Here is a 24,138-nt window from a genome sequence, read left to right on the forward strand (position 1 = left end):
ATCGTGCCTCATTTTTCAGCAGCCCCGTTTCCCCGCTCCTCCTCCCGCCATGCACATCGGTCCCTATCTTTTGGCGAACAACCTGTTCGCGGCGCCGATGGCGGGCGTGACGGACCGGCCGTTCCGCCAGTTGTGCCGGCGCCTCGGCGCGGGTTACGCGGTGAGCGAGATGGTCACGTCGCGGCGCGACCTGTGGAACACGCTCAAGACCTCGCGCCGCGCGAATCACGATGGCGAACCCGGCCCCATCGCGGTCCAGATCGCCGGCACCGACGCGCAGATGATGGCCGAGGCGGCGGCATACAACGTCGATCGCGGCGCGCAGATCATCGACATCAATATGGGCTGCCCCGCGAAGAAGGTGTGCAACAAGTGGGCGGGTTCCGCGCTGATGCAGGACGAGCCGCTCGCGATCTCGATCGCCCGGGCGGTCGTCGAGGCGTGCGCGCCGCACGGTGTGCCCGTGACCCTGAAGATGCGCACGGGCTGGAGCCTGGAGCATCGCAATGCGGTGCGGCTCGCTCGCGCTTTCGAGGACGTGGGCGTGCGGATGCTGACGGTGCACGGCCGCACGCGTGAGCAGGGGTACCGCGGGCAGGCGGAGTACGACACGATTGCGGCGGTCAAGCGCGCGGTGCGCGTGCCGGTGGTCGCGAACGGTGATGTGGATTCGCCGGAGAAGGCGCGCGACGTGCTGGCCGCGACAGGCGCGGACGCGGTCATGATCGGGCGCGCGGCGCAGGGACGGCCCTGGATCTTCCGCGAAATTGCCCACTTCCTCGCGACGGGCACCCACCTCGCACCGCCTCTCGTCGCGGAGGTGAAGCGGCTGCTGCTCGAACACCTGCAGGACCACTACACGCTCTACGGCGAGTTCACCGGCGTGCGCAGCGCGCGCAAGCACATCGCCTGGTACGTGCACACCCTCCCTGGCGCGGCGGACTTCCGCGCGGGAATGAATTCGATCGAGGATTGCGGCGCCCAGCTGGAAGCGGTCGCGCGATTCTTCGACGAACTGGGCAGCGGGATGGATCGCATACCCGCGACGCCGGCACGCGTCGATTGCGGCGGCGAACAAGAAGCAGTGGAAGTGGACGCATGAGCAAGAAACATATCGAAGAGTGCGTGCGGGCGAGCCTGGAGGGCTACTTCCGGGACCTGCGCGGCACCGAGCCGGACCGCATGTACGAGATGCTGGTCAAGGTGGTGGAGAAGCCGTTGCTGGAAGTGGTGATGGCCAAGGCGGAGCAGAACCAGTCCAAGGCCGCGGAGTGGCTCGGGCTCAACCGCAACACCCTGCGAAAGAAGCTCGTCGAACACCGGTTACTCAAGTAAAGACATCGCGGGGCAAATCCTCAATCTATGCAAGCACTCATCTCCGTCTCCGACAAGACCGGCATCGTCGAATTCGCCCAGGCGCTGCATGCGCTCGGCATCCGGCTCATCTCCACGGGGGGCACCGCCAAACTGCTTGCGGATGCGGGCCTGCCTGTCACGGAAGTCGCGCAACTCACCGGCTTTCCCGAGATGCTGGACGGCCGCGTGAAGACGCTGCACCCGAAAGTCCACGGCGGGCTGCTCGCGCGGCGCGACCTGCCCGAGCACGTCGCGGCGCTCAAGGCGCACGGCATCGAGACGATCGACCTGCTCGTCGTCAACCTCTACCCCTTCGAGGAGACGGTGGCCAAACCCGGCTGCACGCTGGAGGACGCGATCGAGAACATCGACATCGGCGGGCCGGCGATGGTGCGCTCGGCCGCCAAGAACTGGAAGGACGTCGGCGTGCTGACCGATGCGTCGCAGTACGCCGGCGTGCTCGAGGAGCTGAAGTCGTCGGGGAAGCTGTCCGACAAGACGCGGTTTGCGCTGTCGGTCGCCGCATTCAACCGCATCAGCAACTACGACGGTGCGATCAGCGATTACCTCTCCAGCATCCAGGAAGGCGGCGAGCGCACGGTCTTCCCGGCGCAGGCGAACGGGCGTTTCGTGAAGCTGCAGGACCTGCGCTACGGCGAGAACCCGCACCAGCAGGCCGCGTTCTATCGCGACCTGCACCCGGCTCCGGGTTCGCTCGTGACCGCGCAGCAGCTGCAGGGCAAGGAGCTTTCCTACAACAACATCGCCGACGCCGACGCCGCCTGGGAATGCGTGAAGGGCTTCAGCGAAACGGCCTGCGTGATCGTCAAGCACGCGAACCCCTGCGGGGTGGCCACCGGCAAGGACGCGCACGATGCGTACGCCAGGGCGCTCAAGACCGACCCGACCTCCGCATTCGGCGGCATCATCGCCTTCAACCGCACGGTGGACGGTGCGGCGGCGCAGGCGGTCGCCAGGCAGTTCGTCGAGGTGCTGATGGCGCCGGACTTCACGCCGGAGGCGCTCGAGTTCTTCAAGAGCAAGGTGAACGTGCGCATCCTCAGGATCGCGCTGCCGCCGGGCGGCGCGTCGGACTGGGACAACGGACGCAACGCCATGGACATCAAGCGCGTCGGCTCGGGTCTCCTGATGCAGACCGCGGACAACCGCGAAATGACGCTCGGCGAATTGAAGGTGGTGACCAAGAAGCAGCCCACGCCGGCGCAGTTGCAGGACCTGCTCTTCGCCTGGAAGGTGGCGAAATTCGTGAAGTCCAATGCGATCGTGTTCTGCAAGGACGGGATGACGATGGGCGTCGGGGCGGGGCAGATGAGCCGGCTCGACTCGGCGCGCATCGCGAGCATCAAGGCCCAGGCGGCGGGACTGTCGCTTCAGGGTACGGCCGCGGCCAGCGACGCGTTCTTCCCGTTCCGTGACGGCCTGGACGTGATCGTGGATGCGGGCGCGGCCTGCGTGATCCAGCCGGGCGGCAGCATGCGGGACGCGGAAGTCATCGCCGCGGCCGACGAGCGCGGGGTCGCGATGGTGTTCTCCGGGGTGCGCCATTTCCGGCACTGAAACGCGGGGCTGCCGCCCGCGTTTGTAACTACGCGAGGGTCGCGAAGACCTCTTTGGCGGCCGAAATTGTTTCAGCGATGTCGGACGGGCTGTGGGCCGAACTTACAAATCCGGCTTCGTAGAGCGCCGGGGCGATGTAGACGCCGCGGTCCAGGAGGCCGTGGAACAGGCGATTGAAACGCGCGCCGTCGCTCGTCATGACCCGTGAATAATTCTCGGGAAGCTGGGGCAGCAGGAAAAACCCGAACATCCCGCCTTCGCAATCCGCGCTGAACGGAACGCCGTTTTCGGCCGCCGCGGCTTTCAAACCGTCCACGAGTGTGCGTGTGGACAACGCCAACTTATCAAAAAATCCCGTTTTTCGAATTTCTTTCAAAGTGGCCAAACCGCATGCCGTGGCCACCGGATTGCCCGACAAAGTGCCGGCCTGGTAGACCGGTCCAAGGGGGGCGAGCTGCTCCATCACGGACCGGGGTCCGCCGAATGCCGCGAGGGGCATTCCGCCGCCGATCACCTTCCCGAGCACCGAGAGATCGGGCGCGAAGCCGGGGATGGCGCGCGCATAAACGCCCTGCGCGCCACCCAGCGCGACGCGGAACCCCGTCATCACTTCGTCGAACACGAGCAGCGCGCCGTGCTGCGTGCACAGCTCGCGGCAGCGTTTCATGAACGGCACCTGCGCGCGCACGAAATTCATGTTGCCCGCGATCGGCTCGATCATCAGGCAGGCGAGCTCGGCGCCGTGGACCGCGAAGGCTTCTTCGAGCTGCGCGATGTTGTTGTATTCGAGGACCAGCGTGTGCAGCACGACCTCCGGCGGCACGCCGGCGCTGGTGGGATTGCCGAAGGTCGCGAGGCCCGAGCCGGCCTTCACGAGCAGCGCGTCGGCGTGGCCGTGGTAGCAGCCTTCGAACTTGATGATCTTGCTGCGCCCCGTCGCGCCGCGCGCAAGGCGGATCGCGCTCATCGCGGCCTCGGTCCCCGAGCTCACGAGGCGCACCATCTCGACCGAGGGCAGCAGGCTCGCGATCTCCTCGGCGAGCTCGATCTCGCGTTCCGTCGGCGCGCCGTAGGAGAAGCCGTCCATCACCGCTTTCTGCACCGCTTCCAGCACGGCCGGATGGCCGTGGCCGAGGATCATCGGACCCCAGGAGCCGATGTAGTCGATGTAGCGCTTGCCATTGGCATCCCAGAAGCAGCTGCCCTGCGCACGCTGCACGAAACGCGGCGTGCCGCCCACCGCGCGGAACGCGCGCACGGGCGAATTGACGCCGCCGGGGATGATGCGCCGCGCGCGCTCGAAGAGGGTCTCGTTGCGGTCAGTGTTTGGTGTCATGTGCGGGCATGTCGAAGACTTGGAGGGCCTGCGCCTCCTCGGCGCTGAGCGGTTCGGCTTCGCCTTCGGGCTGGGCCCAGAACAGGCGATCGGGGACGACGTTGCCCATGCCCGGGCGGAAGCCCGCATCGAGGCAGCGGTCGAGATAGCTCAGGGCTTCGGTCGCTGCCGCGGCGAGGTCGGACCCGCTGGCGACGAGCGCCGACAGCGCTGCGGACAGGGTGTCTCCCGCGCCCGAGAACACCGCTTCGAAACGCTCGAATTTTTCGCTGCCGAGAACGGCCTGCGGCGTCGCGAGGACGTTGTCGATGAACTGGTCGGGCAGCGGCACGCCCGTGACGAGCGTGTAGGGCACGCCCATCTCGGAGGCGGCCTTCGCGATGTCGCGCGCGGAGGGGCTCTTCTCGCTGCTCCACTCGGGCAGCAGCCAGCGCCACAGCGTGCTGTGGTTTCCCACCAACACGGTGGTCTGCGGCAGCATCAGCTCGCGAAACGCGTCGAGGTAGAGGTCGATCTGTCCCTCGTCCCACCAGGAGAGATTGGGCATGTACGCGACGAGCGGGACGTCGGAGTAATCGGCCGCGATTTCGGCGATGGTGCTGATCGCCTCGGGGCTGCCGACGAAGCCCACCTTGAACACCTGCACGGCGACGTCCTCGAGGATCGCGCGGGCCTGCTCCGCGACGGCTTCCTCATCGAACGCGAAATGATCGAATACTTCCGCGGTGTCGCGTGCGTAGGCGCCTGTTACAACGGGAAGCGCATGCGCACCCACCGACGCGATGGCCGTTACATCTGCGGCAAGGCCACCCGCGCCGCTCGGGTCGCTCGCGTTGAACACCATCACGCAAGCGGGATTGAGTTCGTCGTCCGGCGACGACTCTTCATCGGGGATGGGGGGGGTGGGGTTTGTCATAGGCCTAGATCTTCCAGCCGACGGCACGCTCGGCGGCGGTGCAGCGAAGGGCCTCGATACAATCGTTGCATTCTATTCGAAGGCCCTTTAAGCTGTGACCGAGACTAAAACCTGGATGTGTCTGATTTGCGGGTGGATTTACGACGAAGCGGACGGAGCCCCCGATCATGGCATCGCTCCCGGGACCCCATGGGCCCAGGTGCCGATGAACTGGACTTGCCCCGAGTGCGGCGCGCGCAAGGAAGATTTTGAAATGGTGCAAATTTAAGGGGTGGTGATTGTTACATCTTCGGAAGATGCCGCCCCTTCGAAGTTACAACTGAGGAGCAGCGTCAAGTGAGCACAACTGGGTTCAAGGTGCTGGTGATCGACGACAGCAACACGATCCGGCGAAGTGCGGAGATTTTCCTGAAGCAGGGCGGCCACGATGTACTGCTGGCCGAAGACGGTTTCGATGCGTTGGCGAAGGTCAACGACTACCAGCCCAACCTGATCTTCTGCGACATCCTCATGCCTCGCCTGGACGGTTACCAGACCTGCGCGATCATCAAGCGCAACGTGAAATTCGCCGCGGTTCCCGTGGTGATGCTGTCATCCAAGGATGGTGTGTTCGACAAGGCGCGAGGGCGCATGGTGGGTTCGCAGGATTACCTGACGAAGCCGTTTACGAAGGACCAGCTGCTGCAGACCGTGCAGCAGTTCGGGTCTGCGAAAGAAGGAGCGATGTGATGGCGATTAAAAAAGTCCTCGTTGTGGATGATTCCAAGACCGAGCTGATGTTCATGACGGACCTGCTGCAGAAGAACGGCCTGTCGGTGAAGACCGCGGAAAATGCGGAAGACGCGTTCCGGCGCCTGGCCGAGGAAAAGCCCGACCTGATCCTGATGGACGTGGTCATGCCCGGCCAGAACGGCTTCCAGCTCACCCGCGCCATCACGCGCGACCCGCTCTATGCGGACGTGCCGATCATCATGTGCACCAGCAAGAACCAGGAAACCGACCGGGTGTGGGGCATGCGCCAGGGCGCGCGCGACTACATCACGAAGCCGGTGGACGCGAGCGAGCTGATGGCCAAGATCAAGGCCCTGGCCTGATCCTTCCGGCGCTGTACTGACATGGCCAACCGCGAAGCCCTCCGCGAACTACAGAGCCGGCTGGCGAGCCGCCTGCAGGCGGCCCGCACCGAGGGTGTCCAGGCCTCCTGGCTGGCGGTCGAAGCCGCCGGCGCCCGCTACCTGTTCCCGCTGGCGCAGTCCGGCGAAATCTTTCCGTTCAGCAGTGCGCAGCACGTGCCCTACACCCAGGCCTGGTTCCTGGGCGTGGCGAACCTGCGCGGCGGCCTGTACGGCGTCGTCGACCTTGCCGGGTTCGTTGCCGGCCGCGCGCCGACGATGCGCTCGGACGCGACGCGCGCGGAGTCGCGGCTGGTCGCGCTCAATGCGCTGCTGGAAGTCAATTGCGCCCTGCTGATCGACCGGCTGGCGGGGCTGCGCAACCTCGATGCATTTTCGTCATCCGCCGAGCCTCCCGAGGGCTCGCCGGACTATTTCGGCAGCGGCTACACCGATGCCAACGGCGTGTATTGGCAGGAAATCAACCTGCAGGCGCTGTCCCAACAATCCGAGTTCCTGAGCATCAGCGCTTAAGTCATTCCCCAGGAAGGTTGAACCATGTCCGTCGTTGAGAAATTATTCAAGCTGTTTCCCAAGAAGTCCGCCGATGTGCCGACGGAGACTTCAGGCGAGTTGAGCCTTGCGATGCCCGACGCGTCCATCGACCCGATGATGGTGACGGGGGCGATCGAGACGTCGAGCCAGGCGCTGGGCCACGGCGAGCCGGACAGCGTGGCGCAGGAGGACTCCATCGACGCGCTCGATTCGGTCCAGGAGGCCGAGCTCGTCACCATTCCGTTCCTGGGGCGGCGATCGATCGTCGGCCACCAGCGCATCCTCTTCATCCTGCTGATCGCCTCGCTGCTGGTGCTCGCCGTCGTGGCGTACATCGCGGTGTCGCAGGCCAACAAGGTCGCCCAGCAGGTCGCGGGTACCGGCCAGTCGCTGATGCAGTCGCAGCGGCTCGCGAAATCCGTTTCGCAGGCCCTGGTGGGCAGCGCGCAGGCCTTCCCGGACGTGAAGGAAAGCTCGGAAGTGCTCGCGAAGACGGTGCGGGGCCTCAAGGCGGGCGACGAGACCTTGCGCCTGCAGGCCGTGGGCGCCGAGATGCAGGACGACGTCGACAAGATCGCGCCGCTCATGGAGCGCGCCGAGAAGAACGCCCAGACCGTGATGGGCCAGCAGAAGATTCTCACGCAGGTGGGCAACGCGCTGCGCACCATCAACCGGCAGTCGTCCGACCTGCTGGAAATCGCGGAGACGGTGTCGTCCCTCAAGCTGCAGCAGAACGCCGCGCCGGCCGAGATCTCCGCCGCCGGCCAGCTGGTGATGTTGACGCAGCGTATCGGCAAGTCGGCCAACGAATTCCTGACGATGGAAGGCGTGTCGCCCGAAGCCGTGTTCCTGCTGGGCAAGGACTTGAACTCCTTCAAGGAAATCGCACAGGGCCTGCTGGACGGCAGCCCGGAGCTGCGCCTCGCCGGCTCCAAGGACCCGCAGACGCGTGAGCGCCTCGAGGCCCTGATGAAGCTCTACGAGCAGACCCGCACGCAGGCCGGCGCCATCCTGGGCAACCTGCAGGGTCTGGTGTCCGCCCGTGAAGCGCAGTCCGCGATCATCTCGGACAGCGAACCGCTGCGCCGTTCGCTGGAAGACCTGCAGGGCAAACTGTCCGCCCAGACCGGCCTCGGTTTCGGCGCGCTGGTCGCGCTCGGTATCGCGGCGCTGTTCGCGATTGCCTGTTCCATCGGCCTTGCCTACGTGCAGCTGCAGGACAGCCGCAAGCGCCAGACGGTGGCCGAAGCGCAGCGGCAGGAAGCCGAGCACCAGGAGCAGGAAGCCAAACGCGTCAACGACGCCAACCAGGCGGCCATTTTGCGGTTGATGAACGAATTGCAGACGGTGGCCGAAGGCGACCTGACGCAGGAAGCGACCGTGACGGAAGACATCACGGGCGCCATCGCCGACTCGGTGAACTACACGGTGGAAGAGCTGCGCCAGCTGGTGGGCAGCGTGCAGACCACGGCAACCAAGGTGGCGCAGACGACGGCACAGGTGGAAAGCACGTCCACCGAACTCCTCGCGGCATCGACCGAGCAGCTGCGTGAAATTCGCGAAACCGGCCAGTCGGTGCTCGACATGGCCGGCCGAATCAACCAGGTGTCCGGCCAGGCGCAGGAATCCGCCCAGGTGGCGCGCCAATCGCTGATGGCTGCGGAGTCCGGCCTGCAGGCCGTGCAGAACGCCATCGGCGGCATGAACTCCATCCGTGACCAGATCCAGGAAACGTCCAAGCGGATCAAGCGGCTGGGTGAATCGTCCCAGGAGATCGGTGAAATCACGGAGCTGATTTCGGACATTACCGAACAGACGAACGTGCTGGCACTGAACGCCGCCATCCAGGCCGCATCGGCCGGTGAGGCCGGACGAGGCTTCTCGGTGGTGGCCGAAGAAGTGCAGCGCCTGGCCGAGCGTTCCGCCGACGCGACGCGCCAGATCTCGGCGCTGGTGAAGGCGATTCAGACCGACACGCAGGACGCCGTGGCCGCCATGGAGCGCTCCACGCAGGGCGTGGTGGAAGGGGCCAAGCTGTCCGACAACGCGGGTACCGCGCTGACCGAGATCGACCAGGTGTCGCGACGCCTTGCCGACCTCATCGAACAGATTTCCGCATCCGCCTCCAAGGAAGCCGAATCCGCGAACGTGGTGGCAGGCAACATCCAGCACATCTTCGCGGTGACCGAACAGACCGGAGAGGGTACGCGTTCCACGGCGCAGCAGGTCCGCGAGTTGTCGCGGATGGCCGAGGAGCTGCGCCAGTCGGTCTCGCGGTTCAAGATTGCCTGAGCCCCTCACCCACCCCCGAAGCGCCAGCAGCGCCTCTCCTTCTCGCAAAGCATCACGGGTGAGTCATGGAAGCAGCTACCGACATTGATCTCGCAACCAACGACCTCGGGCCCCTGGCCTGGGTTTTGGACGAACTGCGCAAGTCGCTCGACTCTGCATCGGCGGCATTGCGCCGCTTCGTGCGCGACACGGCGATGGCGCGCGGGACCGACATGGCGTCGGTGGACGGCGGACACCTGCGCATCGCGCGCCAGCAACTGCACCAAGCGGTGGGCGCCCTGGAAATGGTGGGCCTCGGTGCCCCGGCGCACATGCTGCGCTGCATGGAAGCCGCGGTGCAGAAGTTCGTCGAGCATCCCGAGCAGTGCAGCGAAGCCGCGTCGGCGAAGGTCGAGCGCGCCGGCTTTGCGCTGACCGAATACCTGGAGAGCGTGCTGCTGGGCAAGGCGGCCTCCTCCGTCGCGCTGTTCCCGCAATACAAGGACGTGCAGGAACTGGCCGGCTCCGACCGCATCCATCCGGCCGATTTGTGGAGCATGGAGTGGCGCTGGAACGATCCGCAGAGTCCGGCGGTCGCCGAAGTGCGCGTGTACGACCCGGCGGTGCGCTCGCGCATGGACCAGTCGGTCCTGAAGCTGGTGAAGACGGGCGACGCGGAAGCTGCGAGTGAGCTCACCAACGTCAGCCTGTCGCTCGCAGCGACGCAGACCGCCCGCCAGCCGAAGATCTTCTGGAAGATCTGCGCGGCGTATTTCGAGGCCGTGGGCAAGGGCCTGCTGCCGCTCGACATCTACGTGAAGCGTGCGGGTTCCCGCGTGCTGTTGCAATACGCGTCCCTGGCCAAGGGCGAGCTCGGCGTGTCGGACCGTCTCGCGCAGGATCTCGTGTTTTTCTGCTCGCAAGCGGTGCCCAAGTCGCCCGCGGACGCCCCGGCATTGGCGGCGGTGCGGCAGGCGTGGGGCCTCGCGCGGTTCACGCCGGTCGACTATCAGACGCCGCAGTTCGGCCGCTTCGATCCCATCCTGCTGTCGCAGTCGCGCAAGCGCATTGCCGCCGCCAAGGAAACCTGGTCTGCGCTGTCCGGCGGCGACGTGACGAAGCTCAAGGGACTGGCCGACCAGTTCCAGCTGGTGAGCGATTCGCTCGTCAAGCTCTATCCGCCCAGCGCGCCCTTGGCGCAGGCGCTCACGCAGGTCGTCGATTCCATCGTCCGGACGGCGCGTGCCCCGGGGCCCGAACTCGCCATGGAAGTCGCCACCGCAGTGCTGTACCTCGAGGCGGCTTTCGAAGACCTCGACCCTGCCGACAACCAGCTGGCCGTTCGCACGGCCCGCCTCGCGGAGCGCCTGGATACGGCGCGCCAGGGCGGGCATGCCGAAGCGCTCGAGCCCTGGATGGAGGAGCTGTACCGGCGCGTCAGCGACCGGCAGACCATGGGCAGTGTGGTGGGCGAATTGCGCGGCACGCTCGGCGAACTCGAGAAACTGCTCGACCAGTTCTTCCGCAATTCCGCCGACAAGACGCCGCTGCGCGACGCGCCGGGGCACCTTTCGCAGATGCGCGGCGTGCTGTCCGTGCTCGGGCTGGATCAGGCGGCGCAAGCCGTGCTGCGGATGCGCGAGTGCGTCGAGGAAATCATCGTCACCGAAGTGGACGAACAGCAGGCCCGCGCGGCCGGCACGTTCGACAAACTCGGCAACAACCTGGGCGCTCTCGGTTTCCTGATCGACATGCTCAATTACCAGCCTTCGCTCGCGAAGAAGCTGTTCGTATACGACGACTCGAGCGGCGAACTGCGTCCCCTCATGGGCCGTACCGGCGAGCACGCGCCGGAGCACACCGAGGAGCCCGACGACCTGTCCAGCGAATTGCAGGCCCTGACCAGCATGCCGGAGCCGGAGTCGCGCGAAGAGCTCACGGCCAAGCTCGACTCGATCGCCGCGCATGCGGTCCTCGCGGACCAGTCCGGCATCGCGCAGACCGCGCGCGAGGCGTCCGCCGCCGTGACGGCGCACGATTCGACCGCCACGGCAGCCGCGCTCAACTCGCTCGCGGCCGCGGCGCAGCCCGTTGCACCGCCGCCGGTGGCCGCGCCCGCCGAGTCGGGTTTCGAGGAAGACGACTTGCGCGACATCTTCCTGGAGGAAGCGCGCGAGGTGGTGCAGAACGGCCTGGCGGCCATCCACGCACTTGCGGCCGCGCCCGCGGACGTCGGCGAGCTCACTACCTTGCGCCGCGCCTTCCATACGCTCAAGGGCAGTTCGCGCATGGTGGGCTTGAACGAATACGGCGAGGCGGCGTGGTCCATGGAACAGGTGCTCAATACCTGGCTTGCCGACCAGAAGCCCGCCAACGACAACCTGCGCACGCTCGCAGGGGACGCCATGCGCGGCTTCGCGCGCTGGACCGAGGACATTGCCACCAACAGTGACGGCGCCTGGAAGTCCGCGCAATTCCGCGGGCCCGCGGATGCACTGCGCACCGAGCAGCGGCTCGTGGCGCTGGTGCTTCCGGGTGAAGAGCCCGTTGCGCAACCTGCCGAGCCGGCAGCCGAAGCGCCGCAAGCCCAGGTCAACTTCGAAGCTACCGCCGCGTTCGAACCCGCAGCGGCAGAGCCGGAGCCGGAATCGGAGCCGTCGGTTCCCGCCATGGTCGAATTGCCGTCGATGGATCTGCCGACGGCCGAGGCGACTCGCGAAAGCCCGATCGAAGCAGTCGCCGAGACGCCCGCGTCCGCGCCGGCGGTGCCCGAACTGGAACTGCCGGCCGATTTCTCGCTGGAGCTGGAACCGGCCGCTGTCGCCGGCCCGGCTACCGTCGAGTTGCCGGCTCCCGCGGAAATTGAAGGCATCGACTTCGACAGCCTCGCGGCCATTTCCGGCCCGGCGCAGGCAGCGCAGGAAGTCGTGGCCGAAGCTTCCCCCGGACCTGCGTTGGATGCGGACCTTGATTTTTCGTTCGAGGAAGCCGCAGCGGCCACCGAGCCGGAGGAGATCTCGCTCGCCGAATTCGAACTGCTGGCGGCCCAGCCCCTGGCCGCAGCGACCGAGGCACCGGCCGGGCAGCAGCCGGAACCGCAGCCCGAGCCCGAGCCTGAACCCGTGGTCGAGCCGCCGGACGAAGTGCCCGATGACGTTCGCGAACCGATCGACGAACAGGTGAAGGTCATCGGCAACCTGCGCATCGGCATCCCGCTGTACAACGTCTACCTCAACGAGGCCGACGAGTGGTCGCGCCGCCTGGCCACCGAGGTGACCGAGTGGTCCCTCGAATTGAGCCATCCCGTGCTCGACTCGACGGTCGGCCTCGCGCACGCGCTGGCGGGGAGCTCGGCGACGGTCGGCTTCCATGCGCTGTCCGACATCGCGCGCGCGCTGGAAAGCGCGCTCGTCCACACGCAGTCACTCGCTTTCGGCCTCCCGCAGCATGGGAAGGCCTTCACCGAAGCGGCCGAGGAAATCCGGCGCCTGTTGCACCAGTTCGCTGCCGGCTTCCTGAAGGAGCCCGATGCGGGCGTGATCTCGTCGCTGGTCGCGTTGAAGGACCTGGACGTTCCGCTGCGCACGGATGCGGCGGAAGAAGAAGAGCTTTCCGATTTCGGCGGCCTGGAAGCGCCCGTGTCGGCGCCGCAGGCCCTCCCGGAGGTTGCTGAGGCGGTGGCTCCGGTGGTCGCGGCGCCTGTCGTGGCCACTCCGGTGGCGCAGGCTCCTGTTGTCCAGGCGCCAGCCCCGACCGTTGCGCCGGCCTTCATTCCGCCCGTGATGCCGGAAGTCGCGCAGGCGCGCCCCGCGCGCCTGGTCGAAGACTTCTCGCAGGACCAGGACCAGATCGACATCGAGGACGCCGTCGACCCGGATCTCTTCCCGATCTTCGAGGAAGAAGCGGCCGAGCTGCTGCCGCAGCTGGGCGGCGCCCTGCGCCAATGGTCCGCGCGGCCCGACAACCGCAGTGCGCGCGACGAAGTGCTTCGCGCCCTGCACACGCTCAAGGGCAGTGCCCGGCTGGCCGGCGCGCTGCGCCTGGGTGAGCGTGCTCACCGCATGGAGTCGGAGATCGAATCCATCGGCTCCGAGAATGCGGCAGCGACCGATCTCGAAGGGTTGCTGCATCGCTTCGACGAAATGCAGGGCAATTTCGACGCGATGCGTGCAACGGGCGGCCTGCCCGTGACGATGGACGATGCGCAGCCCGCACCGGCGGCGCCGGAATCTGCCTCGGGTGCGCCGGCAATGGAAGACATGGCGCCCGTCGCGGCACCCGCCGCGGATGCACCGCCGTCGAGGGCGTTGATCGCACGGCCGGTGACGACCAACCTCGTGCAGCAGCGCGCCGCCGCCAACCAGGCGGTGCGCGTCCGCTCCCAGTTGCTCGACCGCCTGGTGAACCAGGCCGGCGAAGTGATGATCACGCGTTCGCGCCTGGAGGCGGAACTGCGGCAGCTGCGCGGTTCGCTGACCGACCTCACGGGCAACCTGGACCGCCTGCGCTCGCAGCTGCGGGACATCGAGCTGCAAGCCGAATCGCAGATGCAGTCGCGCCTGGCGCAGGCCAAGGACTCGGCGGCAGGCTTCGACCCGCTGGAATTCGACCGCTTCACGCGCGTGCAGGAGTTGACCCGCATGATGGCCGAGTCGGTGAACGACGTGGCCACGGTGCAGCGCAACCTGCAGCGCACGGTCGAATCGACGGAAGACGACCTCATCGCCCAGGCCCGCCAGACGCGCGAGTTGCAGCGCGACCTGCTGCGCACGCGCATGGTGGAATTCGAAGGCATCTCCGACCGCCTGTATCGCGTGATCCGCCTGGCCTCCAAGGAAACGGGCAAGCAGGTGAAGCTGGACATCACCGGCGGCTCCATCGAAATGGACCGGGGCGTGCTGGACCGCATGACACCCGCCTTCGAGCACCTGCTGCGCAACTGCGTCGCGCACGGCATCGAGGAACCTTCGGTGCGTGCCGCGGCGGGCAAGGACCCCTCGGGCACGATCCTGATTCACCTGGCGCAGGAAGGCAACGACGTCTCCGTGGAATTCCGCGACGACGGCGGCGGCCTCGACCTGGCGCGTATCCGCGCCAAGGCCATGCAGCAGGGCCTGATCACGCCCGGCCAGGAGCTGTCCGATGCGGACGCCGCGAACCTGATTTTCACGCCCGGTTTCTCCACGGCCACGGCCGTGACCGAACTCGCGGGACGTGGCATCGGCATGGACGTCGTGCGTTCCGAGGTCAACGCGCTGGGCGGGCGCATCGAGACGAACACCGCAACCGGCAAGGGCACGAGCTTCAAGCTGGTGCTGCCGCTGACCACCGCGGTGACCCAGGTGGTGATGATTCGCAGCGGCACGTCTTCGATCGGCGTGCCGGCCAACGTGGTGGAGGTGGTGCGGCGCGCGCCCGCCAAGGACGTGGAGCAGGCCTACAACACCGGCTTCTACGAAATGGGCGGCGAGCAGATTCCGTTCTACTGGTCGGGCGCGCTGCTTCAGGCGTCCCAGCGCAGTGTGGAGCCGCAGACCAAGACGCTCCCTGTCGTGGTCTTCCGAAGCGCGGCGCAGCGTGTCGCACTGCACGTGGACGAAGTGCTGGGCAACCAGGAAGTCGTGGTGAAGAACCTCGGTCCGCAGCTGGCCCGCCTGCCCGGCCTCGCCGGCATGTCCGTGCTGGCATCCGGCGCGGTCGTCCTGATCTACAACCCTGTCGCTTTGACAGCGGTCTATGGCGAACAGGCGCGGCTCATGAGCGCAGATCATGCGCAACCGCACATGCTCGAAAAGCTGGCGGCCGGAACGCCGACCGCGCCCGCTGTCCCGGCTGCGCCGGTGATCCCGCTCATCCTGGTGGTCGACGATTCGATCACGGTGCGCCGTGTCACGCAGCGCCTGCTGGCGCGCGAAGGCTACCGGGTGGCCATGGCCGCCGACGGTTTGCAGGCACTGGAGCGTCTCGCGGAAGAAAAGCCGACAGTGGTGCTTTCGGACATCGAGATGCCGCGCATGGACGGCTTCGACCTCGCACGGAACATCCGGGCGGACGAGCGCCTGAAGGACCTGCCGATCATCATGATCACCTCACGCATCGCCGAGAAGCATCGCGAGCACGCAAGGGAGTTGGGCGTCGATCACTACCTGGGCAAGCCGTACTCGGAAGAGGAACTGCTGAGCCTGGTCAAGCACTACTGCGCGCAGACGATCGCGGCGTGATCGCCGGCGTCTTGACGACGGCGTAGCGCTCCAGCGTCCTGGTCCGCGCCGCATCGTGATCCACGATGGGGTGCGGATAGTCCCGTCCCAACACCACGCCTGCCTGCGAGAGTTCGGCCGCGCTTGCCGTCCATGGCGCGTGCAGTGCATCGCCGGAGAGCGCCGCGAGTTGCGGAAGGTATCGCCGGATGAACCTGCCCTCCGGATCGAATTTCCGGCTCTGCGACAACGGATTGAAAATGCGGAAGTAGGGCTGCGCGTCGCAACCGCTCGACGACGCCCATTGCCAGCCCCCGTTGTTCGATGCGAGTTCGTAGTCGTTCAGGTGCAGGGCGAAGTAGCGCTCGCCACGGCGCCAGTCGATCCCCAGGTCCTTGCACAGGAAACTCGCGACCACCATGCGCAGGCGGTTGTGCATGTACCCGGTGCTGTTGATCTGCGCCATGGCGGCGTCCACCAGGGGATAGCCCGTGCGGCCTTCGCACCAGGCGGCGAGGAGCCCCTCTGCCGCGACCCCGTCCTCCCATTCGATCGCGTCGTATGCGGGCTTGAAGCTGCGGGATTCGCCGCCGGGCCCGGCCACGTGCGGGAAGTTGGCCAGCACCTGCGCATAGAAGTCGCGCCAGATCAGCTCGCTCAGCCAGGTGGCGGCGCCTTCATCGCCTGCCAGCGCTGCAGCGTGGGCGCGCCGTGCGAGTGCACGGATGGAAATGGTGCCGAAGCGAAGGTGGATGCCGAGATAGCTCGGTCCCTTCACCGACGGAAAGTCCCGCGTCCGGCCATACGCGCTCATGCGCGGCTCGAACACGGCGAAGAGGCGCTGCGCTCCGCGCTCGCCCGGCGCGATGCCCAGCGCACCAAGGTTGGTGCGCTGGAATCCCAGGTCCGTGAGCGGCGGCACCCCCGCGCGCGTCGCCGGCGGACGCGCTGCCAGTCGCGACGCATGCGCCTCCATCCGGTGGGCCGCGAGGTCCCCGGCCGTGACCTTCGCCAACCAGGCGTTCCTGTACGGCGTGAACACCGAGTAGGGCGCGCCGGCCTGCGTCAGCAGTTCCTTCCGCTCGAACACCACGTGGTCCTTGAAGGTGTGCAAGCCGATGCGTTGGGCGGCAAGCGCAGTCCGCACTGCGGCGTCGCGCGCGAGCGAGGCGGGCTCATCGTCGTGGTTGGCGAACACGGCGTCCACGCCAAGCTGCCGCGCCAATGCGGGCACCGCGTCCTTCGCGCCGGCGTGCAGCACGATGAGCCCGCCTTCGGCCCCGCCCGACAACTCGCGCAACGAGGCGTCCAGTTCGTCCACGGACTCGCGGATGAATTCCACCCGCCGGTCCGCGCGCGGCAGGCCCGCGAGGATGTTCGTATCGAACACGAAAACGCAATGAACCACGGCGCAGGAAGCCAGTGCGCGGGAGAGTGCGTGGTTGTCGTGCACGCGAAGGTCGCGTCGAAACCACATGACGCCGGCAGCATAAAGGGTTTGCATGGGAGGCCCGGCACGGCAGGCGGGGCGGAGCTAAAATGGGGATCATGCCCGCCGATGCCGACCCGATCAACCTGACGCATCACTTCCTGATTGCGATGCCCGGGATGGAAGACGAGGCTTTCGCGAAGAGCGTGGTCTATCTGTGCGAGCACAGCTCGCGCGGGGCCCTCGGCCTCGTGATCAACAAGCCCAGCGATATCGACCTGCGCAAGCTCTTCGACAAGGTCGAATTGCCGCTGGGCCGCGACGACCTCGCGCGCACCCCCGTGTTCCAGGGCGGTCCCGTCCAGACCGAGCGCGGCTTCGTCCTGCATGAAGCGGTGTTCGCATCCCAGGACGAGAAGACCGAACCCGTCTACGCCTCCACGATGACGATTCCCGGCGGCCTCGAGATGACCACCTCGAAGGACGTGCTCGAGGCCCTGGCGACCGGTGCTGGGCCCCGCAAGGTGCTCATCTCGCTCGGATATTCGGCCTGGGGCGAGGGCCAGCTCGAATCCGAGCTGCTCGAAAACAGCTGGCTGACGGTTGGAGCGGACCTCTCGGTGATCTTCGACACGCCGGTGGAGCAGCGCTATGCCAAGGCGCTGTCCCTGCTGGGGCTCGAGGCCTGGATGCTGTCTCCGGACGCGGGGCACGCATGAGCACCGGGGTGCTCGACGTCCCCCCTCACTTCCAAACCTTTCTCGCTTTCGATTTCGGGGCCCGCCGCACCGGCGTGGCCGTCGGCAATCGCATGCTGCGCACGGCCACGCCGCAGCCCACGATCCGCGCCGACGCCGCGCAGGCACGGCTGGAGCAGGCCGAGGCGCGTGTCGCTCAGTGGCAGCCGGATGCTGTGGTGGTGGGCGTGCCCTTCCATCCCGACGGCGCGAGCCACGACAATACGGCCCGGGCGAAGAAATTCGCGCGCCAGCTGCGCGGCCGGCTGAAGCAGCCCGTCTACGAAGTCGACGAGCGCTACAGCACCACCGAAGCGCTGGCGCAGGGAGCGGCCGATGCCGATGCCGGGGCGGCCTGCGTGATCCTCGAACAATTTCTCAGGAGCCTCTCATGAGCAATCTGGTGCTCGACGCCGAAGCGCTCTATCGCGAACTGCTGGCCGGCGTCAGGTCCATGCGCACCGGCGACGCGAAGCTGGTCGGCATCACCTCGGGCGGCGCCTGGCTGGCGGAACGCCTGCACCGCGACCTCGCGCTGCCGGGCGCCGTCGGCATCATCTCGTCGGCGATGCACCGCGACGACTTCGCCCAGCGCGGGATGACCGGCGCGGGCCGGCAGACGCAGCTGGACTTCGACGTGAACGGCGCCAGCATCATCCTGCTCGACGACGTGCTGTACACCGGGCGCACGATCCGGGCGGTCATCAACGAACTCTTCGACTACGGCCGGCCCGCTTCCGTGAAGCTTGCGGTGCTGGTGGATCGCGGCGGCCGCGAGTTGCCGCTGCAGCCCGACTTCGCGGCAGCGCGGGTGTCGGTGCCCACGAACCAGTCGCTCGCCCTCGCCCGCGACGAGGCGGGCAAGTTCAGTTTCAAGGTGGAAGGCTGATCACCTCATGCTCTACAAGCGAAACCCGCAACTCAACAAACACGGCGAACTCGTCCACCTGCTGTCGGTGGAAGGGCTGCCACGCGACATCGTCACGCACATCCTCGACACCGCCGCGAGCTTCGTGAGCGTGAGCGACCGCGAGGTGAAGAAAGTGCCGCTGCTGCGCGGCAAGAGCGTCTTCAACCTCTTCTTCGAAAACTCCACGCGCACGCGCACGACCTTCGAGATCGCGGCGACGCGCCTGTCGGCCGACGTGATCAACCTCGACATCGCGCGCTCGTCGGCGTCCAAGGGCGAATCGCTGCTCGACACGATCGCCAACCTCTCCGCGATGGCGGCGGACCTCTTCGTGGTGCGGCACAGCGAGTCGGGCGCGCCCTACCTGATCGCGCAGCATGTCGCGCCGCACGTCCATGTGATCAACGCCGGCGACGGCCGCCACGCGCACCCCACGCAGGGGCTGCTGGACATGTACACGATCCGGCACTACAAGAAAGACTTCTCCAATCTCACCGTCGCCATCGTGGGCGACGTGCTGCATTCGCGCGTCGCGCGCTCGGACATCCATGCGCTCACGACGCTCGGCTGCGCGGAAGTGCGCGTCGTCGGGCCCAAGACGCTCGTGCCCGCCGACATGGCGCAGATGGGCGTGAAGGTCTTCCACACGCTGGAAGAAGGCATCGCCGGCTGCGACGTGGTCATCATGCTGCGGCTGCAGAACGAGCGGATGAGCGGCGCGCTCCTGCCTTCGTCGCAGGAATTCTTCAAATGCTACGGCCTCACCGCCGAGAAGCTGCGCCACGCCAAGCCCGACGCGATCGTGATGCACCCGGGGCCGATCAACCGCGGCGTGGAGATCGATTCCGCCGTGGTGGATGGCAAGCAGAGCGTGATCCTGCCGCAGGTCACCTTCGGCATCGCGGTGCGCATGGCGGTGATGAGCATCGTCGCGGGGAACGAAGCATGAAAATCCTGATCCGAAACGGCCGCGTGATCGACCCGGCCACCAACCGCGACGAAATCTGCGACGTCGCGATCGCCGCGGGCCGCATCGTGTCGATCGGTGCGACGCCCGCAGGATTCGCGCCGAGCAAGACCATCGACGCGAAAGGCTGCATCGTCGCGCCGGGCCTCGTCGACCTGGCCGCCCGCCTGCGCGAGCCGGGCCATGAACACGAAGGCATGCTGGAAAGCGAGATGGCCGCGGCGGTCGCCGGGGGCGTGACGAGTCTGGTCTGCCCGCCCGACACCGAGCCCGTGCTCGACGAGCCGGGGCTGGTCGAGATGCTGAAGTTCCGCTCGGAGAAGCTGCACCAGGCGCGTGTGTTTCCGCTGGGCGCGCTGACGCGCAACCTGCAAGGCGAGACCCTGACGGAGATGGCCGAACTCACGGAAGCGGGATGCGTGGGTTTCAGCCAGGCCGACGTGCCGCTCGCCAGCACGCAGGTGATGCAGCGCGCGCTGCAGTACGCATCGACGCATGGGTACGCGGTGTGGCTGCGCCCGCAGGAGCTCTACCTGGGCAGCGGCGTGGCCGCCAGCGGGGCGCTGGCCACGCGGCTCGGCCTGTCGGGCATCCCCGTGGCCGCCGAGACGATCGCGCTGCACACCATCTTCGAGCTGATGAAAGCCACGGGCGCGCGCGTGCACCTGTGCCGCATCAGCAGCGCGGCCGGCGTCGACCTGGTGCGCCAGGCGAAGGACCAGGGGCTGCCCGTGACCTGCGATGCCAGCATCAATTCCCTGCACCTCACCGACGTGGACATCGGCTACTTCGATTCGCGGATGCGCCTGAGCCCGCCGCTGCGCCAGCAGCGCGACCGCGACGCCCTGCGCGAGGCCTTGGCCGACGGCACCATCGACGCGCTCGTGTCCGACCACACACCCGTGGACGAGGACGAGAAGACCCTGCCGTTCGCGGAAGCGGAACCCGGGGCCACGGGGCTGGAGCTGCTCCTGTCCCTGTCGTTGAAGTGGGGGCAGGAGAGCGGCGTCGGCCTCACGCGTTCGCTTGCGGTGCTCACGAGCGAGCCGGCGCGCGTGCTCGGCGGCGCACTCGGGACGCTGCATGCGAGCGTGGGCCGGCTGGTGGAGGGCGGCATCGCGGACGTCTGCGTGTTCGATCCGCAGGCGGAGTGGACGGTCACCGACGAGGCGTTGCGCAGCCAGGGCAAGCACACCCCGTTCTCGGGCTATGCCCTCCCGGGACGCGTGCGCTGCACGGTCGCCGCAGGGCAACTGGCTTTCGAGGCCCGCGCGGTGCAGCCTGCGTGAGCAGCCGATGAACGGCTTGCGCGCCGCATGGAGGCTCATGCGCGCGGTGATCCACGCGCTCCACGGTTTCGCGACCATCCTGTTCCTGTTCCCGGGCTGGGGCGATGCGCGACGCCAAGCGCGTGTGCAGTCCTGGTCCCGCGAAATGCTCGAGTGCATCGGCGTCACGCTGGAGGTGCGCGGGAACCCGCCCCGCACCGGGCCGGTGCTGCTCGCCGCGAACCACATTTCCTGGCTGGACATCCTCGTCATGCACGCGGCGCGGCATTGCCGCTTCGTCGCGAAGTCGGAGGTGCGCCACTGGCCGCTGATCGGCAGGATGGCTACCGCGGGGGGCACGCTGTACATCGAACGCGAGTCGCGTCGCGATGCGATGCGCGTGGTGCACAGGATGGCCGAGAGCCTCGGCCGCGGGGAGATCCTCGCGGTCTTCCCGGAAGGCACGACGAGCGATGGCACGACGCTGCTCCCGTTTCACGGCAACCTGATCCAGGCGGCAGTGGCCACCGGCACGCCGGTGCAACCGGTGGCGCTCCGGTTCATCGACAGGGCGAGCGGCGAGCCGAGCCTCACGCCCTGCTACATCGGGGACGACACGCTGCTCGGATCCGTGTGGAGCACCTTGAGCGGACCGCCGATCGCCGCGGTGGTGTCCTATGGCGAACCGGAATGGGCCCACGGCCGCGACCGGCGCACCTGGGCGGGCGATCTGCGGACCGTCGTCGACGACCTACGCAGGTCCTGAACCTGCTGCGTTCGTGTTGCGCGCGAACGTGACCACATGGTCCACCTCCGCGCGGATGCCGATCCATTCGCCGATCTTGTGGTCATGGTGGCTGGGCACGTGCGCGAGGACGGTCTGCCCGCCGGCCAGCCGCAGCGTGTAGAGGAACTCGGAACCGCGGAAGGCCTTGCGCACGATCTCGGCCTTCACCGGCGCGTCGTCATCGTGGACGATGTCGTCGGCGCGCAGCAGCACGTCGCAGGCGCCCGACTCGAAGGCGGTCGGCAGCGGACACTCCGCGACGTCGGCGAGATCGCCGAGGGGCGTCTGGACGATCACCTGCTCGCCTTCCTCGCGCAAGGTCGCGGGTGCGAAGACGCCGTGGCCGATGAAGTCCGCGACGAAGCGCGTCGCGGGCCGGTGATAGAGCGTGTACGCGTCGTCCCACTGGTGCAGCTTGCCCTCGTGCATCACGCCGATCACGTCTCCCGTGGCGAAGGCCTCGAGCTGGTCGTGCGTGACGAAGAGCGCGGTGGCGGTCGCCGCCTTGAGGATCGCGCGGATTTCATGGGCCAGGCGTTCGCGCAGGTCCACGTCGAGGTTGGAGAAGGGCTCGTCGAGCAGCAGCAATTGCGGTTGCGGCGCCAGCGCCCGCGCCAGCGCGACTCGCTGTTGCTGGCCGCCGGAGAGTTCGTGCGGGTGCCGCCGCTCGATGCCGCCGAGGCCCACGAGTTCCAGCACCTCCGCCACGCGGGCCGCGCGTTGTGCCCGGGGCAGGTGATGGATGCCGAAGCCGACGTTGTGGCCGACGTCGAGATGCGGAAAGAGCGCGTAGTCCTGGAAGACCATGCCGATACGCCGCGATTCCGGAGGCACATGGAGCGAGGCGCTGCCCACGACCTGGCCGCCGATGCGCACTTCGCCCGATGCGACGGGCTCCAGGCCCGCCACGGCACGAAGCAGGGTCGTCTTGCCGCAGCCCGAGGGCCCGATCAGCACGCCGATGTCGCCCGCGCGCAGCCCGAACGACACCTGGTCGACGGCCGGGCGGTCCCGGCCCGGATAACGAACACGCAGCTGCGAGACCTCGACGAACATGCATCCATTCTAGGGTGCACGATTGGCATGCCTACAATTTGGGCATGCTCGTGCGCCGGCTCCAAGACCTTGCCCTGTTGCTGCTGGCCTCGCTGCTCGTGCTGCCGGTGGCGGCGGTGCTCGTGTCGTGGCTGCAATGGGATGCGGCCAGCGCGCAGATCCTGCGCGAGATGGCGGGCACGGTTCTTCCCGGTTACGCGTGGACCAGCCTCGTGCTCTGCGTGGCGGTCGGGGCCGGCGTCGCGGTGGTGGGCGGCGGCGCGGCAGCGGCGGTGACGCTGTTCGATTTCCCGGGCCGCCGCCTCTTCGAGTGGGCCCTGTTGCTGCCGCTCGCGATGCCTGCCTACGTGGTGGCCTATGCGTACACCGACTACCTGCAGTTCAGCGGGCCGCTGCAATCGTGGCTGCGCGCGACCTTCGGATTGCAGGGCCGCGTGCTGCCGGAGGTGCGCAGCCTTGGAGGTGCGGCCCTGGTGTTCGTCTTTTCTCTCTATCCCTACGTGTACCTGCTGGCACGCACCGCATTGGGCGAGCGTGCCGGGCACCTGATGGAGGCGGCGCGGCTGTTGGGGGCGCCGCTGCGCCGCCGGTTGCGCTCGGTGGCGTTTCCGCTCGCACGCCCCGCCATCGCGGCGGGCGTGGCGCTCGCGCTCATGGAAACGCTGGCGGACTTCGGCGTCTCCAGCTACTTCGGCATCCAGACCTTCACCACGGGCATCTACAAGGCCTGGCTGTCGATGGACAACCGCATCGCGGCGGCGCAACTGGCCACCGTGCTGCTGGTGGTCGTGGCGACGTTGCTGGGCCTGGAGCGGCGCGCCCAGCAGCGCATGCGCTTTGCCGGCGGCCGGGGCGCGCGCGTCGGGTCTGCGGAAGCGCAGCCGATGCGCCTGCGCGGCCGGCATGCGGCGGCGGCATTCGCGCTGTGCACGGTGCCCGTGCTGCTCGGCTTCGTGCTGCCGGTGCTCTTCATGTTGCGGCCGCTGGCGGCCGAGTGGACGGTGCTGCCCTGGGACCGCTTCCTGCAGTGGTCCTTCAACAGTGTGCGGCTGGGTGCGATCAGCGCCGCGCTCGCCGTGGCTGCCGCGTTGCTCATGGCGTTCAGCCTGCGCCGCGCGCCCGGGGCGGTCACGCAAGGCGTCGTGCGGCTCGCCTCCTTGGGATACGCGGTGCCCGGCGCGGTGATCGTCGTGGGGTTGTTGCTGCCCACCGGCTGGCTGCAGCAGGTCGCGCCGACTTCCGGCGCGGGCGCGTGGGTCACGGCCACCGTGCTCGGCGTCGTGTGGGCGTACCTCGTGCGCTTCGTGTCGGTGGCGCTGCAATCGGTGCAAAGCGGCTACACGCGCATCCCGGCGAGCGTCGACGACAGCGCGCGCATGCTCGGCGCCGCAGGCTTCGGGCTGCTGGGGCGCGTGCACTGGCCGCTGCTGCGGCGCTCCGTGCTCGCGGCGGGTTTGCTGGTCTTCGTCGACGTGATGAAGGAACTGCCGGCGACCCTGGTGCTGCGGCCCTTCGATTCGGACACGCTCGCGGTGGTCGCCTACCAGCTCGCGCGCGACGAACGCCTGGGGGAGGCGGCCTTGCCCTCGCTCGCGCTCGTGCTGGTGGGGCTGATCCCGGTGATGCTCCTGAGCCGCGCGCTGCGGACGCGCAGCTAGCG

Annotated in this window: 20 protein-coding genes; 16 read left to right on the forward strand and 4 right to left on the reverse strand. The window is 67.6% G+C overall.

Annotated elements, in window-relative coordinates; translation table 11 throughout:
- Positions 1–49 precede the first annotated feature (49 nt).
- The 3 genes from dusB to purH are packed head-to-tail and all read left to right on the forward strand — an operon-like array spanning position 50 to position 2,934.
- Positions 50–1,102 (forward strand): tRNA dihydrouridine synthase DusB, encoded by a 1,053-nt coding sequence (gene dusB, locus I5803_RS15715; RefSeq protein ID WP_196987274.1) that lies wholly within the window; start codon positions 50–52, stop codon positions 1,100–1,102.
- Positions 1,099–1,335: a Fis family transcriptional regulator gene (locus tag I5803_RS15720; protein WP_196987275.1), complete on the forward strand. Its 237-nt coding sequence runs from the start codon at positions 1,099–1,101 to the stop codon at positions 1,333–1,335. The genes dusB and I5803_RS15720 overlap by 4 nt, the downstream gene beginning before the upstream one ends.
- A gap of 27 nt (positions 1,336–1,362) precedes the next feature.
- Positions 1,363–2,934 carry a bifunctional phosphoribosylaminoimidazolecarboxamide formyltransferase/IMP cyclohydrolase gene (gene purH, locus I5803_RS15725; protein WP_196987276.1) on the forward strand — a complete coding sequence of 524 codons (1,572 nt, stop codon included), beginning with the start codon at positions 1,363–1,365 and terminating at the stop codon, positions 2,932–2,934.
- A 28-nt stretch (positions 2,935–2,962) separates the two neighbouring features.
- Here purH and hemL read toward each other — a convergent pair whose 3' ends face one another.
- Positions 2,963–4,270 carry a glutamate-1-semialdehyde 2,1-aminomutase gene (gene hemL, locus I5803_RS15730; protein ID WP_196987277.1) on the reverse strand — a complete coding sequence of 436 codons (1,308 nt, stop codon included), beginning with the start codon at positions 4,268–4,270 and terminating at the stop codon, positions 2,963–2,965.
- Entirely contained in the window at positions 4,254–5,186 is a 933-nt protein-coding gene (gene thiD, locus I5803_RS15735; protein WP_196987278.1) for a bifunctional hydroxymethylpyrimidine kinase/phosphomethylpyrimidine kinase, read from the reverse strand. Before thiD ends, hemL begins: the two co-directional genes overlap by 17 nt.
- A 94-nt stretch (positions 5,187–5,280) precedes the next feature.
- Here thiD and I5803_RS15740 point away from each other — a divergent pair, with 94 nt between their 5' ends.
- The 6 genes from I5803_RS15740 to I5803_RS15765 all read left to right on the forward strand — a co-directional run bounded on the left by I5803_RS15740 (position 5,281) and on the right by I5803_RS15765 (position 15,345).
- Entirely contained in the window at positions 5,281–5,454 is a 174-nt protein-coding gene (locus tag I5803_RS15740; protein ID WP_196987279.1) for a rubredoxin, read from the forward strand.
- A 68-nt stretch (positions 5,455–5,522) separates the two neighbouring features.
- Positions 5,523–5,915 (forward strand): response regulator, encoded by a 393-nt coding sequence (locus I5803_RS15745; protein ID WP_196987280.1) that lies wholly within the window; start codon positions 5,523–5,525, stop codon positions 5,913–5,915.
- Positions 5,915–6,280, forward strand: a complete 366-nt coding sequence (locus I5803_RS15750; protein ID WP_196987281.1) for a response regulator transcription factor — start codon at positions 5,915–5,917, stop codon at positions 6,278–6,280. Before I5803_RS15745 ends, I5803_RS15750 begins: the two co-directional genes overlap by 1 nt.
- A 21-nt stretch (positions 6,281–6,301) precedes the next feature.
- Entirely contained in the window at positions 6,302–6,832 is a 531-nt protein-coding gene (locus tag I5803_RS15755) for a chemotaxis protein CheW (RefSeq protein WP_196987282.1), read from the forward strand.
- 24 nt (positions 6,833–6,856) lie between these two features.
- Entirely contained in the window at positions 6,857–9,145 is a 2,289-nt protein-coding gene (locus tag I5803_RS15760; protein WP_196987283.1) for a methyl-accepting chemotaxis protein, read from the forward strand.
- Between the two features lie 65 nt (positions 9,146–9,210).
- Positions 9,211–15,345, forward strand: coding sequence for a hybrid sensor histidine kinase/response regulator (locus tag I5803_RS15765; RefSeq protein WP_196987284.1), 6,135 nt, complete (start codon positions 9,211–9,213; stop codon positions 15,343–15,345).
- Here I5803_RS15765 and I5803_RS15770 read toward each other — a convergent pair.
- Positions 15,311–16,828, reverse strand: coding sequence for a cryptochrome/photolyase family protein (locus I5803_RS15770; protein WP_196987285.1), 1,518 nt, complete (start codon positions 16,826–16,828; stop codon positions 15,311–15,313). The genes I5803_RS15765 and I5803_RS15770 overlap by 35 nt on opposite strands.
- Before the next feature lie 44 nt (positions 16,829–16,872).
- Between I5803_RS15770 and I5803_RS15775 the strand changes: the two genes are divergently transcribed.
- From I5803_RS15775 to I5803_RS15800, 6 genes are read left to right on the forward strand one after another with little or no spacing between them, the layout of a single operon-like run.
- Positions 16,873–17,472, forward strand: a complete 600-nt coding sequence (locus I5803_RS15775) for a YqgE/AlgH family protein (protein WP_196987286.1) — start codon at positions 16,873–16,875, stop codon at positions 17,470–17,472.
- Positions 17,469–17,885: a Holliday junction resolvase RuvX gene (gene ruvX, locus I5803_RS15780; RefSeq protein WP_196987287.1), complete on the forward strand. Its 417-nt coding sequence runs from the start codon at positions 17,469–17,471 to the stop codon at positions 17,883–17,885. Before I5803_RS15775 ends, ruvX begins: the two co-directional genes overlap by 4 nt.
- A complete protein-coding gene (gene pyrR / locus I5803_RS15785; RefSeq protein WP_196987288.1) occupies positions 17,882–18,379 on the forward strand; it encodes a bifunctional pyr operon transcriptional regulator/uracil phosphoribosyltransferase PyrR in 498 nt (165 codons plus the stop codon). The genes ruvX and pyrR overlap by 4 nt, the downstream gene beginning before the upstream one ends.
- Before the next feature lie 7 nt (positions 18,380–18,386).
- Positions 18,387–19,349 (forward strand): aspartate carbamoyltransferase catalytic subunit, encoded by a 963-nt coding sequence (locus tag I5803_RS15790; RefSeq protein WP_196987289.1) that lies wholly within the window; start codon positions 18,387–18,389, stop codon positions 19,347–19,349.
- Positions 19,346–20,656 (forward strand): dihydroorotase, encoded by a 1,311-nt coding sequence (locus I5803_RS15795; protein WP_196987290.1) that lies wholly within the window; start codon positions 19,346–19,348, stop codon positions 20,654–20,656. Before I5803_RS15790 ends, I5803_RS15795 begins: the two co-directional genes overlap by 4 nt.
- Positions 20,657–20,663: 7 nt before the next feature.
- The gene (locus I5803_RS15800; RefSeq protein WP_196987291.1) at positions 20,664–21,401 is read left to right on the forward strand and encodes a lysophospholipid acyltransferase family protein; all 738 of its coding nucleotides are present in this window, start codon (positions 20,664–20,666) and stop codon (positions 21,399–21,401) included.
- Here the strand turns inward: I5803_RS15800 and I5803_RS15805 are convergent.
- Positions 21,387–22,478: an ABC transporter ATP-binding protein gene (locus I5803_RS15805; RefSeq protein WP_196987292.1), complete on the reverse strand. Its 1,092-nt coding sequence runs from the start codon at positions 22,476–22,478 to the stop codon at positions 21,387–21,389. The genes I5803_RS15800 and I5803_RS15805 overlap by 15 nt on opposite strands.
- 44 nt (positions 22,479–22,522) lie before the next feature.
- On the opposite strand from I5803_RS15805, the gene I5803_RS15810 reads away from it, so the two are divergent.
- Complete coding sequence (locus I5803_RS15810) at positions 22,523–24,136, forward strand: ABC transporter permease (protein ID WP_196987293.1); 1,614 nt, start codon at positions 22,523–22,525, stop codon at positions 24,134–24,136.
- Positions 24,137–24,138 lie beyond the last annotated feature (2 nt).

The sequence above is a fragment of the Caenimonas aquaedulcis genome (assembly GCF_015831345.1).
GTDB classification, from domain to species: Bacteria; Pseudomonadota; Gammaproteobacteria; order Burkholderiales; family Burkholderiaceae_C; genus Ramlibacter; species Ramlibacter aquaedulcis.

What these genes read in the sequence shown, in the direction of transcription:
- I5803_RS15765 (WP_196987284.1), top strand. Translation starts at nt 9,211, where the DNA reads ATGGAAGCAGCTACCGACATTGATCTCGCAACCAACGACCTCGGGCCC.
- hemL (WP_196987277.1), bottom strand. Translation starts at nt 4,270, where the DNA reads ATGACACCAAACACTGACCGCAACGAGACCCTCTTCGAGCGCGCGCGG.
- I5803_RS15805 (WP_196987292.1), bottom strand. Translation starts at nt 22,478, where the DNA reads ATGTTCGTCGAGGTCTCGCAGCTGCGTGTTCGTTATCCGGGCCGGGAC.
- purH (WP_196987276.1), top strand. Translation starts at nt 1,363, where the DNA reads ATGCAAGCACTCATCTCCGTCTCCGACAAGACCGGCATCGTCGAATTC.
- I5803_RS15760 (WP_196987283.1), top strand. Translation starts at nt 6,857, where the DNA reads ATGTCCGTCGTTGAGAAATTATTCAAGCTGTTTCCCAAGAAGTCCGCC.
- I5803_RS15795 (WP_196987290.1), top strand. Translation starts at nt 19,346, where the DNA reads ATGAAAATCCTGATCCGAAACGGCCGCGTGATCGACCCGGCCACCAAC.
- I5803_RS15750 (WP_196987281.1), top strand. Translation starts at nt 5,915, where the DNA reads ATGGCGATTAAAAAAGTCCTCGTTGTGGATGATTCCAAGACCGAGCTG.
- pyrR (WP_196987288.1), top strand. Translation starts at nt 17,882, where the DNA reads ATGAGCAATCTGGTGCTCGACGCCGAAGCGCTCTATCGCGAACTGCTG.
- I5803_RS15770 (WP_196987285.1), bottom strand. Translation starts at nt 16,828, where the DNA reads ATGCAAACCCTTTATGCTGCCGGCGTCATGTGGTTTCGACGCGACCTT.
- I5803_RS15810 (WP_196987293.1), top strand. Translation starts at nt 22,523, where the DNA reads ATGCTCGTGCGCCGGCTCCAAGACCTTGCCCTGTTGCTGCTGGCCTCG.
- thiD (WP_196987278.1), bottom strand. Translation starts at nt 5,186, where the DNA reads ATGACAAACCCCACCCCCCCCATCCCCGATGAAGAGTCGTCGCCGGAC.
- I5803_RS15775 (WP_196987286.1), top strand. Translation starts at nt 16,873, where the DNA reads ATGCCCGCCGATGCCGACCCGATCAACCTGACGCATCACTTCCTGATT.
- I5803_RS15800 (WP_196987291.1), top strand. Translation starts at nt 20,664, where the DNA reads ATGAACGGCTTGCGCGCCGCATGGAGGCTCATGCGCGCGGTGATCCAC.
- I5803_RS15755 (WP_196987282.1), top strand. Translation starts at nt 6,302, where the DNA reads ATGGCCAACCGCGAAGCCCTCCGCGAACTACAGAGCCGGCTGGCGAGC.
- I5803_RS15720 (WP_196987275.1), top strand. Translation starts at nt 1,099, where the DNA reads ATGAGCAAGAAACATATCGAAGAGTGCGTGCGGGCGAGCCTGGAGGGC.
- I5803_RS15790 (WP_196987289.1), top strand. Translation starts at nt 18,387, where the DNA reads ATGCTCTACAAGCGAAACCCGCAACTCAACAAACACGGCGAACTCGTC.
- dusB (WP_196987274.1), top strand. Translation starts at nt 50, where the DNA reads ATGCACATCGGTCCCTATCTTTTGGCGAACAACCTGTTCGCGGCGCCG.
- ruvX (WP_196987287.1), top strand. Translation starts at nt 17,469, where the DNA reads ATGAGCACCGGGGTGCTCGACGTCCCCCCTCACTTCCAAACCTTTCTC.